11 protein-coding genes, 1 tRNA gene and 1 pseudogene are annotated in these 13678 nt (G+C 67.0%); 7 read left to right on the plus strand and 6 right to left on the minus strand.

Annotated features, from left to right (window positions below; genetic code table 11):
• The 5 genes and pseudogenes from HB724_RS13865 to HB724_RS13885 form a co-directional block, all read right to left on the minus strand.
• A pseudogene (locus HB724_RS13865) lies at positions 1 to 457 on the minus strand (D-2-hydroxyacid dehydrogenase); the annotation flags it as partial.
• A gap of 54 nt (positions 458 to 511) precedes the next feature.
• A complete protein-coding gene (locus HB724_RS13870; RefSeq protein WP_213981535.1) occupies positions 512 to 1273 on the minus strand; it encodes a hypothetical protein in 762 nt (253 codons plus the stop codon).
• Between the two features lie 83 nt (positions 1274 to 1356).
• The gene (gene cysS, locus HB724_RS13875; RefSeq protein ID WP_213981536.1) at positions 1357 to 2784 is read right to left on the minus strand and encodes a cysteine--tRNA ligase; all 1428 of its coding nucleotides are present in this window, start codon (positions 2782 to 2784) and stop codon (positions 1357 to 1359) included.
• 36 nt (positions 2785 to 2820) lie between these two features.
• A complete protein-coding gene (locus tag HB724_RS13880) occupies positions 2821 to 3096 on the minus strand; it encodes a hypothetical protein (RefSeq protein WP_213981537.1) in 276 nt (91 codons plus the stop codon).
• 60 nt (positions 3097 to 3156) lie between these two features.
• On the minus strand, positions 3157 to 3381 hold the full coding sequence (locus tag HB724_RS13885; protein WP_213981579.1) for a hypothetical protein: 225 nt from the start codon (positions 3379 to 3381) through the stop codon (positions 3157 to 3159).
• Between the two features lie 206 nt (positions 3382 to 3587).
• Here HB724_RS13885 and HB724_RS13890 point away from each other — a divergent pair, with 206 nt between their 5' ends.
• A complete protein-coding gene (locus HB724_RS13890; RefSeq protein ID WP_213981538.1) occupies positions 3588 to 3965 on the plus strand; it encodes a glycine zipper 2TM domain-containing protein in 378 nt (125 codons plus the stop codon).
• Positions 3966 to 4040: 75 nt separating this feature from the next.
• Here the strand turns inward: HB724_RS13890 and HB724_RS13895 are convergent.
• Positions 4041 to 4114 (minus strand) — tRNA-Cys (locus HB724_RS13895).
• 165 nt (positions 4115 to 4279) lie between these two features.
• On the opposite strand from HB724_RS13895, the gene HB724_RS13900 reads away from it, so the two are divergent.
• The 6 genes from HB724_RS13900 (at position 4280) to HB724_RS13925 (ending at position 13678) form a co-directional block, all read left to right on the plus strand.
• Entirely contained in the window at positions 4280 to 4963 is a 684-nt protein-coding gene (locus tag HB724_RS13900; protein WP_213981539.1) for a protein-L-isoaspartate O-methyltransferase, read from the plus strand.
• A 14-nt stretch (positions 4964 to 4977) separates the two neighbouring features.
• Positions 4978 to 6555, plus strand: coding sequence for a TolC family outer membrane protein (locus HB724_RS13905; RefSeq protein WP_213981540.1), 1578 nt, complete (start codon positions 4978 to 4980; stop codon positions 6553 to 6555).
• Positions 6556 to 6593: 38 nt separating this feature from the next.
• The gene (locus HB724_RS13910; RefSeq protein ID WP_213981541.1) at positions 6594 to 7070 is read left to right on the plus strand and encodes a DUF2497 domain-containing protein; all 477 of its coding nucleotides are present in this window, start codon (positions 6594 to 6596) and stop codon (positions 7068 to 7070) included.
• Positions 7071 to 7132: 62 nt separating this feature from the next.
• On the plus strand, positions 7133 to 9169 hold the full coding sequence (locus tag HB724_RS13915) for a S9 family peptidase (protein WP_213981542.1): 2037 nt from the start codon (positions 7133 to 7135) through the stop codon (positions 9167 to 9169).
• Between the two features lie 50 nt (positions 9170 to 9219).
• A complete protein-coding gene (locus HB724_RS13920) occupies positions 9220 to 12099 on the plus strand; it encodes a valine--tRNA ligase (protein WP_213981543.1) in 2880 nt (959 codons plus the stop codon).
• A gap of 139 nt (positions 12100 to 12238) precedes the next feature.
• The gene (locus tag HB724_RS13925) at positions 12239 to 13678 is read left to right on the plus strand and encodes an MATE family efflux transporter (RefSeq protein WP_213981544.1); all 1440 of its coding nucleotides are present in this window, start codon (positions 12239 to 12241) and stop codon (positions 13676 to 13678) included.

Genomic DNA, 13678 nt, shown 5'->3' on the forward strand with positions numbered 1-13678 from the left:
CGATCAGCCGGCCGATCGTGCCATAGCCGATCACCAGCGCCGAGGTCTCGAACAGTTCGAGCTTGCCCGGCGCTTCCAGCGGCCATTCATGGCGGTCGGCGGCGCGGACCACTTCGTCATAGCGTTTGGCGGCGACCAGGCAGCCCATCACCGCATATTCGGCGACGGTGTGCGCATTGACGCCGCTGCCGTTGGTGACCCGCGTCCCGCGCGCATGGAGCGCCTTCGTGTCGAGCGCGTCGAGCCCGGCATAGATGGTCGATAGCCATTTGAGCCGCGTGCCTGCCGCCACCGCCTTGGCCCATAGCGCCGGCTTGTTGATGTCCACCCAGCCGATGTCCGCATCCGCGACCATTTCCATGGCTTCGTCGGGCGAGGTGAACCAGCGGACGTCGAGCCCGGCGGGGATATGCGGCTCGACCAGCGGGCGGGCGAGGGCGGGGAGGACGGCTTTCATGCCACCGGGATAGCCCGGCGAAGGGCAAGCGGGCAATTCCTCCCCGCCGACGGGTCAGTTGCGGTCGCGATCCTTGTCGCCATCCCGGTCGCGGCGCGGCTGATCGCTGGGTCGGGGCGAAGGACGGTCGCGGTGGTCATCCCGACCGCGTCCGGTCGCCGTCGGCGAAGGCGTGGGTGTCGGGGAGGCGTGAGGGCGTTCCGGCCGGCCGCGATCACTGTCGGGGCGGGCATGCTCGCGCGCCTGCTCGGCCTGGTCGTGGCGGGTGCGGGCCTCGCGCGCGGCGTCCGCCGCTTCCTTGGCATGGTCGGCCTCGGGCGCGCGGCCACGGCCGTCATGATCGAACTCGCGGACCGGCTTGTCGCCCTGATAGGCGAAGGAACGGTCGCCGCGCTGGACGAAGAAGGGCTTGTCCTCGCCGCGGCGGAAATAGGCGATGTTCTTGCCGTCGCGATCGGCGGTGCGGACGATGCGGCCGCTTTGCGTCCAGGCCCAGCCGTCGCCGTAGCGGACGCGCTGGATGCCGGTTCCCGTACGGATTTCCTGCTCGATCTCTCCCGCATCGGCGAGCGGCGCGGCCTCGGCCGCGGGCGTGCCGGCAACCGGCTTGGGCACCGCCGGAATGGCGACCGCCTCGGTCGTTTCCGCACCGACATCCTCGATCACCGGCGCCTCGTCATTATCGGGCACATCGTCCAAGTCTTCCGCGCCGGCGACGTTGACCAGCGCATTGTCGGTGGTCTCGGGCGTCTTGTTGCAGCCCGCGAGCGCCAGCGCCGCCACCAGCGCGGTCAGGGGAAGGGATTTATAAGCCATGCACATCTCTCCGGTTTGCGGCGCGCCGGGCGGGCGGCCGTCGTCCGGCTGTGCAATGCATGAATGTCCCGTATTTCTCCGTATCAGCCGAGCGCGGGCTTCCAATCCCAGCCGAGCGGATCGCCGTCCATCACTTCGACGCCCGCAGCGCTCAGCTCGTCGCGGATCATGTCGGAGCGGGTGAAATCCTTGACCAGGCGTGCCTGCTTGCGCTCGACGAGGCGGTCCTCGATCTCCTCGGCCGTCAGCGTGGTGCCGGCGGGGCGGACGCGCAGATCCTCGCGGCTGAGTCCCAGCAAATTCAGCCCCAGCACGGCGTCGAACTCCGCCAGCGTGGCAAGGCGATCGGCGGGCGACAGTTTTTTCTCGGCGAGCAGCTCGTCGAGGATCGGCAGCGCCTTGGGCGTGTTGAGATCGTCCGACACCGCTTCGTCCAGCCGCTTGACCCAGGGCTCGGGCACCGCCCCTTCGCCCTCGGCACGGGCCTTGAGCGCCGTGACCGCCATCACCAGCCGCTTGAGCCGGGTAAGCGCGGCGGCGAGGTTCTCGGCCGAGAATTCCAGCTCGCTGCGATACTGCGCCTGGAGGCACAGCAGCCGATAGGCGAGGGGATGCACGCCCGCGTCGATCAGCGACTGGAGCGTGGTGAAGCCGCCCTTCGATTTCGACATCTTCCCCTGGCGATCGACCAGGAAATTATTGTGCATCCAGAAATGCGCGCCGGTATCGGCGCAGCCGCAATAGGCCTGGTTCTGGGCGATCTCGTTGGGATGGTGGATCTCGCGGTGATCGATGCCGCCGGTATGGATGTCGAACGGCGCGCCGAGATACTTCAGGCTCATCACCGAGCATTCGAGATGCCAGCCCGGCGCACCCTTGCCCCAGGGGCTGTCCCATTCCATCTGGCGCTGCTCGCCGGGAGGCGACTTGCGCCAGATCGCGAAGTCCTGCGGGTGGCGCTTGCCCTCCACCGCCTCGATCCGGCCTTCGCGCGCATCGTCCTGCGATCCCGCCAGCTTGCCGTAATCGGGAACGGTGGTGCTGTCGAAATAGAGGCCGCTATCGAGCTCGTAGCAATGCTCGGGCGCGATCTTCTTCGCGAAATCGATCATCTCGCCGATATGATCGGTCGCGACCGACCAGCGCGAAGGCTCGCGGATGTTGAGGTCGCGGATGTTCTGCTTGAATGCCGCCGTATAGTGCGCGGCGACGTCCCAGATGCTCCTGGCCTGGGATCGCGCCGCGGCCTCCATCTTGTCGTCGCCGGCATCGGCGTCCGAAGTCAGATGGCCGACATCGGTGATGTTGATGACATGGGTGAGCTTATAGCCCTTCCACGTCAGCACCCGGCCCAGCGTGTCGGTGAAGACATAGGCGCGAAGATTGCCGAGATGGGCATAGTTATAGACCGTCGGCCCGCACGAATAGACGCGGACGCCCTTTTCGGGATCGAGCGGCGCGAAGGGCTCGAGGCTGCGGGTCAGCGAATTGTAGAGCGTCAGGCCGGTCATGACCGTGCCATAGCGCGCGTGCCGTTTTGGGCAACCTCAGACGGTGGCTTCCTGCTCCAGCGCGGCGCGGACCATCGCGTTCCAGACCTCGGCGGGGTCGCCCCCGGCTTCGCGTCCGGCCTGCACCATCTCCGGCGTCGGCTCGCGCAGCGTCTTGAGCACGGCGATCGCCCGGCCGATCTCGCCGCGCCAGGCCGCGTCGATCTCCGGCCCGGCGCTCGCATCGTCGCCTTCGCCGTTGATGCTCAGATCCTCGGCGGCGAGGACGCGCGCGATGCGCTCGACGGGCGACGTGACGGCGATATCGGTCATTGCGGCTGCTCCAGAGGGATCAGCCCGCCAACGTTCGATAGACCGGCGCGTTCCGACGGCTCAGGCGGCGAGCGAAGCCGCCTCTCCGCCGCGCTTGCGGAACAGGCCGGTGCCCGTGCTGCCCCCGCCGATCAGGGGCAGCGCGGTGCCGCAAAAGGCGCATTCGGCGGTGAGCCGCCCGATCATCCAGTGCGATTTGCCGCAGCCGGGGCAGTGATTCGTTTCCTGTGGGCGATAGGCAATGCGGTACCCGGTATACGCCTGGCGGATTCCGAAATCGTACATTCGTCGTCTCCCAGTATTCGTGCCCGAAACGAACGTGAATCACGCATTGTTCCGATGAGTCGGTCTTTTCCGTAGGTAAATTGCTGCAAACTGCGCCCAGGGCGCGGGATGAACGGCGGGTAACAATCGCGTTCAGCGTGGAAACACAGCGAAAATCCTATTGAGTCGTTCGACGGCGGCACGAAGCGCCACCGCGAGGAGTAGATATGAAGAAGTTTCTCATCACCGCCGCGATGGCCGCCAGCGTTCTAGTCGGCGGTGTCGCCGCGACCCCGGCCTCGGCCCAGAATTACGGCCATGGCTATCAGGACCGCGGCTATGGTCATGGCCGCGACTATCGGGATCACCGCGGCTATCGTGGCGATTACCGCAACTATCGCGGGTATCGCGGTAATTATCGCTATCAGCGCTGCAGCAGCGGCACGACGGGCACGATCCTCGGCGCGATCGCCGGCGGGCTCCTGGGCGGCGAGATCGGCCGCGGCGACTCCTATCGGGGCCGCAGCACCACCGGCACGATCATCGGTGCGGGTGCCGGCGCGCTCGCCGGCCGCGAGATCGACGGGGGCAATTGCCGCCGCTGATCCGGCCTGACCCCGGAAACAGCAAGGGCGCCCGCGAGCAATCGCGGGCGCCCTTCTTGCTTGCGCGCTTGGGAATGGAGGCCCGACCGGGAATCGAACCCGGGTGCAAGGATTTGCAGTCCTCTGCGTCACCACTCCGCCATCGGGCCAACCGAAGCGAGGCGCGCGAAATGCGCAGGGGTGTGTGGTCATGTCAACATAGTTTCAAAATCGCACTCGGTTAACTTGGCGGCGACGTTGCGGCGCGATAGAAGCGCGACGATATCAACAAGTGTATTGCACGGCTAATACGGTTGTGCGACAAGCCCGGAGTGATGATGGCCCTTTCGGTCGATACCGCGCCCGTCGAGACCCAGCGTTTCGAAGCGATGCGCCATGCGATGGTGGTAAGCCAGTTGCGGACCAATGCCGTGAGCGATGCTCGCGTCGTCGAAGCGATGGCGAAAGTGCCGCGCGAAGCCTTTCTTCCGCCCGAGCATCGCGGCATCGCCTACCGCGATACGCTGCTGCCGCTCGTCGGCGGCCGGCAGCATAATTCGCCGCTCGCCACCGGGCGCCTGATTACCGAGGCGCAGATCCAGCCGGACGACCATGTCCTGCTGGTCGGCGCGGCCGGTGGCTATTCGGCCGCGGTGCTGGCGCTGCTCGCCAAGTCGGTGGTGGCGCTGGAGGAAGAGGACGCGCTGGTCGCTATCGCTCGCGGCGGCCTTGCCGGTATCGCCAATGTCGAGCTGGTCCAGGGGCCGCTCGCCCAGGGCTGGACCAAGAGCGCGCCCTATGACGTGCTGCTGATCGACGGCGCGGTGGAGCATGTACCCGAGACGCTGGTCGAGCAGGTGAAGCCCGGCGGGCGGGTGCTGACCGGCGTGGTCGATCGTGGCGTCACCCGGCTCGCTTCGGGCCGGCGCACCGAGGGCGGCTTCGGCCTGATGGATTTCACCGACATCGAATGCGCGCAGCTTCCCGGTTTCAGCCGGCCCAGGACATTCCAATTTTGAAGAAGATGAGGCTCATGCGACTTTCCCCTCTGTTTCTGGGCGTGAGCCTGATCGCCATCGCCACGCCCGCGGCGGCGCAGACCACCACGACTCGCCACGGTACGGCGAAGACCGTCCGCGTGCAGACGGCGGAGCCGGCGCCCGCGCCGGCCCCGGTGCCGACCACGACCCTGCGCGACGCGCTGGTCCAGGCCTATGGCACCAATCCGGATCTGGCCGGCGAACGTGCCAATCAGCGCGCCAATGACGAGAATGTTCCGATCGCGCGCTCGCAGGGGCGCCCCGGCGTCAGCGGAACCGGATCGGTGACCGACAGCATCTACGATACCGATTCGAGCGCGATCGCGCCCAGCCGCCAGATGCAGCTCGGGCTCAACCTGTCGCAGCCCATCTATAGCGGCGGCGCGGTGCGCAATTCGGTGCGCGCGGCGGTGACGCGGGTCGATGCCGGACGCGCCAATCTGCGCGGCACCGAATCGGACATCTTCACCCAGGTCGTCACTGCCTATGTGAACGTGCTCCGCGACGAATCGGTCGTCCGGCTCAACCAGCAGAACGTCCACGTCCTCGAAGTGAACCTCCAGGCGACCAAGGACCGGTTCGAGGTCGGCGACCTGACCCGCACCGATGTCGCCCAGTCCGAGGCGCGGCTCGCGCTGGCGCAGAGCCAGCTCCGCAACGCCGAGGCGCAGCTCATCGGCAGCCGCGAAACCTATATCCAGGTCGTCGGCACGCCGCCGGGCGTGCTGGCGCAGCCGCCGGAACTGCCCAATCTGCCGGCCGACGTGCAGACCGCCGAGCAGACCGCGCTCGCCAACAATCCGTTCCTCGAGGCGGCCAAGCTCGCGAGCAACGCCAGCCGCTACGACGTCAGCGTCGCCAGGGCCGGCCGCCTGCCGCAGGTGAGCCTGGGCGTGGGCGGCACCTATTATAATTATCTCGGCTCGGTGGGTAACCAGGCGATTGCCAACGGCCTCAGCCGCGACGGCCTGGGGACGACGGTGGGCGCGCAGGTCACGCTGCCGATCTTCCAGGGCGGCCGTCCGGCGGCGCAGGTCCGCCAGGCCCAGGCCCGCCAGGCCGCGGCGATCGAGACCGTGACGCTCACCGAGCGCGGCGTGATCGCCCAGGCGCGATCGGCCTATGCCAGCTATCAGTCCTCGCTGCGCGTGATCGAATCGTCGCGCGTCGCGGTGGAGGCCAACCGGCTGAGCCTGGAGGGCGTCCGCGCCGAGAACAGCGTCGGCACCCGCACGATCCTCGACATCCTGAACGCCGAGCAGGAGCTGCTCAACTCGCAGGTGCAATATGTCACCGCCGAGCGCGACGCCTATGTCGCCGGCTTCACCCTGCTCGCGGCGATGGGCCGCGCCGAAGCCCAGGATCTGAACCTGGGCAATGGCCCACTCTACGATCCGGAAGCGAACTACAAGCGCGTCCGCAACCGCTGGAGCGACTGGGCGGACGACAAGGAGCCCACCGCCATCGGCACGCCGACCAGCGGGACGCCGGCGCAGGGCGCCGATGTTTCGTCGGGCGGCCTGGATCCAATCCTCGATCGGCAGGTTGACACTAAGCCCACAAATCCGTGATTGAGCGACTGGGGCGGTCAAACGTAGCAGGTGCCGGCATGGGGGACATTAGCAGCGAGCCGTCGATGGAGGAGATCCTCTCGTCCATCAAACGGATCATTGCCGAGGAAGGCGACGCCGCCGTCACGACGCGCGGGCGCCGTGGCACGCGCGCCGCGCCCAAGCCGGCCGGTTTCGACGACGCGGACGAGGACGAGGTTCTCGAGCTGAGCGAGCCGGTGACCGAGAAGGCGCCTCCGGTCGTCGCGCTCCCTGTCGATCCCGCCCCGGCCGTCGACGCACCGAAATCCGCCGATCCGATCCTGTCCGATCGCGCCGCCCAGGCCAGCCGCGGCCAGCTCGAGGCGCTGTCGCGGATGGTCGTGAAGCCCGAAGTGCCGGGATCGGACACGCTGGAGGGGCTGGTGCGCGAGCTCATCAAGCCGATGCTGCGCGACTGGCTCGACGCCAATCTGCCGCAGATCGTCGAGACGATGGTCAGCCGCGAGATTTCCCGGATCACCGGCGGGCAGTAGGCCGCGCGAAAGGCGTGCCGCGGCGATTGTAACGGTCGCGACCTTCTGCTCTATTTCGGCGCATGAAGCACATCCTGCTCGCGGGCGTTGCGCTCGCCTTTTCCGCTGCGCCCGCGCTGGCGCGTGACCTCACCATCGAAGACGTCGTCCAGCTTTCCCGCGTCGGCGCGCCTGCGGTGTCGCCGGACGGCCATTGGCTCGTCTGGCAGCAGCGCGAGACCGATCTCGCCGGCAACAAGGGCCGCTACGACCTGTGGAAGCTCGACCTGACGGTGAAGGGCGCCCGGCCCGAGAAGCTGATCGCCGAGGCGGACGTCAACGAGACGAGCCCCGCCTTCGCGCCCGATGGACAGACGGTGTTCTTCCAGTCCGACAAGGGCGGGGACGACAGCATCCAGTCGGTGAGCATCGCCGGCGGCGCGGCGCGGGTGTGGTATACGCCCAAGGGCGGGTTCAGCGGCTTCAAGCTCTCGCCGGACGGGACCAGGGCGCTGATCTGGGCCGATCGCAAGCCCGGCGCGCCGGGGATCGAGCCGGCGATGGTCAAGCAGGATCCAAACGCCGGATCGGGCCGCGTCTTCGACAAGATGTTCATCCGCCATTGGGATACCTGGGCGAACGGCGACCGCTCGCAGCTCTTCGTCGTGCCGCTGCGCCAGGAAGGCGTGACCGCGGTGCCGATCGTGCATGATCTCGACGGCGATACGCCCTCCAAGCCCTATGGCGGCGGCGAGGAGCTTTCGTGGAGCGCGGACGGCAAGACGATCTTCTTCGCACTGCGCGAGGCGGGGAAGACCGAGCCGCTTTCGACCAATCTCGACATCTTCGCCGCGCCGGCCGACGGATCGGGCGGCGTGGTAAACCTCACCGCCGACAATGACGGGATGGACAATCTCCCGACCGCGTCGCCGGACGGGAAATTGCTCGCCTATTTCGCGATGCAGCGGCCGACCTACGAAGCTGATCGCCAGGTGCTGATGCTCCGCAACCTCGCCACCGGCGAAGTCCGCGCGCTCACGCAAGGCTGGGACCGTTCGGTCGGCTCGATCGCCTGGTCGCCCGATTCCGCGAAGATCTACGTCACCGCCGAGGATACGCAGGAAGTGCCGATCTGGTCGGTCGATCCGAAGAGCGGCAAGGTGACGCGGCTTACGAAGGAAGGCGCGGTATCGGCGGTGGTGCCGACGAAGGCCGGTGTCATCTACGCGATGAACAGCCTGGTCGCCCCTGACGATTTCTATCGCCTGACTGCCAAGGGCACGTCCGAGCGGCTGACCTCGGTCAACGCGGAAAAGCTGGCGGGCATCGACCTGCCGACCGTCACGCGCTTCAGCTTCACCGGCGCCAACAACGACACCGTCTGGGGCTATGCCGTGAAGCCCGCCAGCCTCAAGGACGGCAAGGCCCCGATCGCCTTCATCGTCCATGGCGGGCCGCAGGGATCGAGCAACAACAGCTGGTCCTATCGCTGGAACCCGGCGGTATTCGCCGGCGCGGGCTATGCCGTGGTGTCGGTCGATTTCCATGGCTCGACCGGCTATGGCCAGGGCTTCACCGATGCGATCCGCAACAATTGGGGCGGCTGGCCGCTCGAAGACCTGCAAAAGGGCCTCAAGGCCGCGACGGACAAGTTCGCCTGGCTCGATGCCGGCAATGCCTGCGCGCTCGGCGCCTCCTATGGCGGCTATATGATGAACTGGATCGAGGGGAACTGGCCCGATCGCTTCAAGTGCATCGTCCAGCATGACGGCGTGTTCGACGCCCGCGCCATGGCCTATGAGACCGAGGAACTGTGGTTCGACGAATGGGAGCATGGCGGGCATCCCTATTATGAGGATCCTGCCGCGTTCGAGAAATGGAACCCGGTCAACCATGTGACCGCGTGGAAGACGCCGCAGCTCGTCATCACCAGCGAGCGCGACTTCCGCATTCCCTATACCCAGGGCATCGCCGCCTTCACTGCGCTCCAGCGCCGCGACGTGCCCTCGAAGCTGCTGGTCTTTCCGGACGAGAACCATTGGGTGCTCAAGCCGAAGAACTCGCTGCAATGGTATGGCGAGGTGCTGGGCTGGCTGGGCGAATATACCGGCAAGCAATAAGCGGCTGAAGGTTGTGGGAGAGGGCGGTTGCGCGCTAAGCGCCCTCCACCATGACCGAGCTTCCCAAGACCTTCGACCCCGCCGAAATCGAATCCCGCTGGTACAGCCATTGGGAGGCGAACGGCCTGTTCGCGCCCGAGCGCCCCGGCGCAGATCCCTGGACCCTGGTCAATCCGCCGCCCAACGTGACCGGCAGCCTGCATATCGGCCATGCGCTCGACAACACGCTCCAGGACATCCTCGTCCGCCACGCGCGCCTCAAGGGCAAGGACGCGCGCTGGGTGGTCGGCACCGATCATGCCGGCATCGCCACCCAGATGGTGGTCGAGCGCCAGCTCAACGCCAGGCACCAGAAGCGCACCGATTTCTCCCGCGAGGAATTCATCGCGAAGGTCTGGGAGTGGAAGGAGGAGAGCGGCGGCGAGATCACCCAGCAGCTCCGCCGCCTCGGCTGCTCGATGGACTGGGCGAACGAGCGCTTCACGATGGACGAGGGCTTCTCGAAGGCCGTCCTCAAGGTGTTCGTCGATCTCTATCGCCAGGGCCTGCTCTATCGCGACAAGCGGCTGGTGAACTGGGATCCGGGCCTGGGCACCGCGATCAGCGATCTCGAAGTCGAGACGACCGAGGTCCATGGCAAGTTCTGGCACCTGCGCTATCCGCTCGCCGACGGCAGCGGCTTCATCGAGGTCGCCACCACGCGCCCCGAGACGATGCTCGCCGATATGGCGGTGGCGGTGCATCCGACCGACGAGCGCTATGCCGCGCTGGTCGGCAAGCAGGTCAAGCTGCCGATCACCGGCCGGCTGATCCCGATCGTCACCGACGAGCACGCCGATCCCGAGCTGGGCTCGGGCGCGGTCAAGATCACCCCGGGCCACGACTTCAACGATTTCGAGGTGGGCAAGCGCGCGGGCTTCAAGGCCGCGGAGATGCTCAACATGCTCGATGCCAAGGCCGCGATCGCCCAGACCGCGGACGGGCTGGTGCCCGGCGACCTGATCGGCATGGACCGGTTCGAGGCGCGCCAGCGGATCGTCGCGATGCTGGAGGAGGACGGCGCACTGGTCCGCGTCGAGGATCGCGTGATCGCGACGCCCTTCGGCGATCGTTCTGGCGTGGTGATCGAGCCCTGGCTGACCGACCAATGGTATGTCGATGCCGAAACGCTCGCCAGGCCAGCGATCGAGGCGGTTCGCTCGGGCGCGACGAAGATCGTCCCGAAGAGCTGGGAAAAGACCTATTTCAACTGGATGGAGAACATCCAGCCCTGGTGCGTCTCGCGCCAGCTCTGGTGGGGGCATCGGATTCCGGCATGGTTCGCACCCAAGGTACATTCCGAAGGCTCGACTACGACCTATCAGTCGGGCTTTACGATCGATTCTTCGAGGCCGCCGGAGCTCACAAATCCGAACATTGCCGTAGCCGAGAACCTCGGCGACGCATTGAGTGAGCTGTCTAAGCACTACGCGAAAGGCACTGAGTTCCTGATATGCGACGATTGGGAAAGCTATCGTCAGTGGTTTGTGCGTGTGCTCGCGGAGCCAGAACATCCTGGTCGCCGCGGCGAACAAATCCCAGTAGTTCGAGATAACGACGTTCTCGACACCTGGTTCTCCTCCGCGCTCTGGCCGTTCGCGACGATGGGCTGGCCCGATGCGGACGTGAAGGCGGCGGGCCGCTACCCCAACGACGTGCTGATCTCCGGCTTCGACATCCTGTTCTTCTGGGATGCGCGGATGATGATGCAGGGCCTGCACTTCCTGGGAGAAGTGCCGTTCAAGACCTTGTATCTCCATGGTCTTGTCCGCGCTTCGGACGGGCAGAAGATGTCCAAGTCCAAGGGCAATGTCGTCAATCCGCTGGGACTGATCGAGCGCTATGGCGCCGACGCGCTGCGCTTCTTCATGGCGGCGATGGAGAGCCAGGGCCGCGACATCAAGATGGATGAGAAGCGGATCGAGGGCTATCGCAACTTCGCGACCAAGCTCTGGAACGCAGCGCGTTTCGCCCAGTCGAACGGCATCGGTGCGAGCAGCACGATCGAGCCGCCCGCGGCCGATCTGCCGGTCAATCGCTGGATCGTCGCGGAAACGGTGGCGACCGTTCAGGCGCTCGACCTCGCGCTGGCCGATCTGCGCTTCGACGAGGCGGCGAACACCATCTACCAGTTCGTCTGGAGCCGCTTCTGCGACTGGTATCTGGAGCTCATCAAGCCGGTGCTCCAGGGCGGCGGCGGGCCCGGCAGCTTCTCCGGCGACGAAATGCGCGAGGCGCTGGGCACGCAAGGCCCGGCAGCGGAGACGCGCGCCGTGGCGGGCTGGGTGCTCGACCAGATACTGGTGATGCTCCATCCGTTCATGCCCTTCATCACCGAAGAATTGTGGTCGAAGATGGGGCCGCGCGACCATGAGCTGATCGTCGCCAAATGGCCGATGGCGGACGCGCGGGCGCTCGATCCGGCGGCGGCGCAGGAGATCGACTGGCTGATCCGGCTGGTGAGCGAGATCCGCGCGGCGCGCACCGAGCTCAACGTGCCGCCGGGCGCCCGCCTGCCGCTGCACGTCCGCGATGCTTCGGCCGAGACGCAGGTAAGGCTGGCGCGGCAGGATGCCGTGCTGGCGCGCCTCGCCCGCGTCGATCAGGCAAGCGGCGACGCGCCCGAAGGCGGTGCGCTCCAGATCATCGTCGATGAAGCGACCTTCGTGCTGCCGCTGGGCGGCGTGGTCGACCTCGAGGCCGAGCGCGCACGCTTGACCAAGGCGATCGGCGCGGCGGAGAAGGAGCGCGACGGCCTCGCCGGCCGGCTCAACAATCCGAGCTTCGTCGAACGGGCCAAGCCCGAGGCGGTCGAGAAGGCCCGCGCGGATCATGCCGAGAAGGCCGCCGAGGCCGAGCGGCTAGGCGCGGCGCTGGCGCGGCTGGGTTAAGTCAGGTTCGTCACCCCGGCGAAGGCCGGGGCCCAGGATCACGAGCGACGTCCTGCATGGCTCCGGATCCCGGCTTTCGCCGGGATGACGGGCAAAAAAGGGGGCGGAACAAAGCCGAAGGGCAGGAGATAACAACGCAATGGCATCTCCCCCACAACGCCGCGATCTGACGCAGGGCCATATCGGCCGCACGCTGCTGCTGTTCGCGCTGCCGACGCTCGGCTCGAACATCCTTCAGTCGCTGAACGGCTCGATCAACGCGATCTGGGTCGGCCGCTTCCTGGGGGAAGGCGCGCTGGCGGCGACGTCCAATGCCAACATCATCATGTTCCTCACCTTCGGCGCGGTGTTCGGCTTCGGCATGGCGGCGACGGTATTGGTCGGCCAGGCGATCGGCCGGCGCGATCTCGATGCGGCCCGGCGGGCGTTCGGATCGGCGGTGGGGCTGGTGCTCGGCGGTGCGGTCGTCGTGTGCGTGCTGGGCTGGGTCTTCTCGCCCGCGATCCTGAAGCTGCTCGCAACACCCAGCGACGCGATGCCGCTGGCGCTCGCCTATCTGCGCGTGATCTTCCTCGGCCTGCCGGCGTCGATGCTGCTCGTGCTGCTGATGATGGGCCTGCGCGGATCGGGGGACGCCATGACGCCGCTCTGGTTCATGATCCTGAGCGTGATCCTCGATTCCGGGCTCAATCCGCTGCTGATCGCCGGCATCGGGCCGTTCCCGAAGATGGGCATCGCCGGCTCCGCCACGGCGACGCTGATCGCCAATTATGTCGCCGCGTTCGGCCTGCTCGCGACCCTCTACATTCGCGACCTCCCGATACGGCTGAAGGGGGCGGAACTGCGCTACCTGCTTCCCGAGCGCCACCTGATGCGGACGATCGTGAGCAAGGGGCTGCCGATGGGAGGCCAGATGCTGGTGATGTCGCTGGCCGGGCTCACCATGGTCGGGCTGGTCAACCGGCTCGGCGTCGATACCGCCGCGGCTTACGGCGTCTCGCAGCAGCTCTGGACCTATATCCAGATGCCGGCGATGGCGATCGGCGCGGCGGTGAGCGGCATGGCCGCGCAGAATATCGGCGCGGGCCGCTGGGACCGGGTCCATGGCATCACCCGCGCCGGGCTGGGCTTCAACCTGCTGCTCACCGGCGCGATGGTCGGCGCGGTGCTGATCTTCGACCGGCCGGTGATGGCGTTGTTCCTGGGCGGCCACAGCCCCGCGCTGCCGATCGCCCGCCATATCCAGCTCATCGCGAGCTGGAACTTCGTGCTGTTCGGCATGACGATGGTGCTGTTCTCGGTGGTGCGCGCCAACGGGGCGGTGATGGCGCCGCTGATCGCGCTGGTCATCTCGCTCTATCCGATCCGCATCGGCTTTGCGGAACTCGCCAAGCCGTGGCTCGGCGCCGATGCGCTATGGTGGAGTTTTCCGATCGGATCGACCGCCACGCTCGCGCTGGCCGCGCTCTATTATCGCTACGGCAATTGGAAGAAGGGCGCGCTGCTCCGCCCGCGTGAGGCCGAGGAGCGCGCGCTTGCCGGCACCGACCCCGCCGGACGCTTGCAACCCGGCGGCTGA

It is taken from the genome of Sphingomonas sp. dw_22 (assembly GCF_018449795.1).
Lineage (GTDB): Bacteria > Pseudomonadota > Alphaproteobacteria > Sphingomonadales > Sphingomonadaceae > Sphingomonas.

Bases quoted from the DNA above. Each gene is read 5' to 3' on its own strand.
- HB724_RS13870 (WP_213981535.1), bottom strand. From the start codon at position 1,273: ATGGCTTATAAATCCCTTCCCCTGACCGCGCTGGTGGCGGCGCTGGCG.
- cysS (WP_213981536.1), bottom strand. From the start codon at position 2,784: ATGACCGGCCTGACGCTCTACAATTCGCTGACCCGCAGCCTCGAGCCC.
- HB724_RS13880 (WP_213981537.1), bottom strand. From the start codon at position 3,096: ATGACCGATATCGCCGTCACGTCGCCCGTCGAGCGCATCGCGCGCGTC.
- HB724_RS13885 (WP_213981579.1), bottom strand. From the start codon at position 3,381: ATGTACGATTTCGGAATCCGCCAGGCGTATACCGGGTACCGCATTGCC.
- HB724_RS13890 (WP_213981538.1), top strand. From the start codon at position 3,588: ATGAAGAAGTTTCTCATCACCGCCGCGATGGCCGCCAGCGTTCTAGTC.
- HB724_RS13900 (WP_213981539.1), top strand. From the start codon at position 4,280: ATGATGGCCCTTTCGGTCGATACCGCGCCCGTCGAGACCCAGCGTTTC.
- HB724_RS13905 (WP_213981540.1), top strand. From the start codon at position 4,978: ATGCGACTTTCCCCTCTGTTTCTGGGCGTGAGCCTGATCGCCATCGCC.
- HB724_RS13910 (WP_213981541.1), top strand. From the start codon at position 6,594: ATGGGGGACATTAGCAGCGAGCCGTCGATGGAGGAGATCCTCTCGTCC.
- HB724_RS13915 (WP_213981542.1), top strand. From the start codon at position 7,133: ATGAAGCACATCCTGCTCGCGGGCGTTGCGCTCGCCTTTTCCGCTGCG.
- HB724_RS13920 (WP_213981543.1), top strand. From the start codon at position 9,220: ATGACCGAGCTTCCCAAGACCTTCGACCCCGCCGAAATCGAATCCCGC.
- HB724_RS13925 (WP_213981544.1), top strand. From the start codon at position 12,239: ATGGCATCTCCCCCACAACGCCGCGATCTGACGCAGGGCCATATCGGC.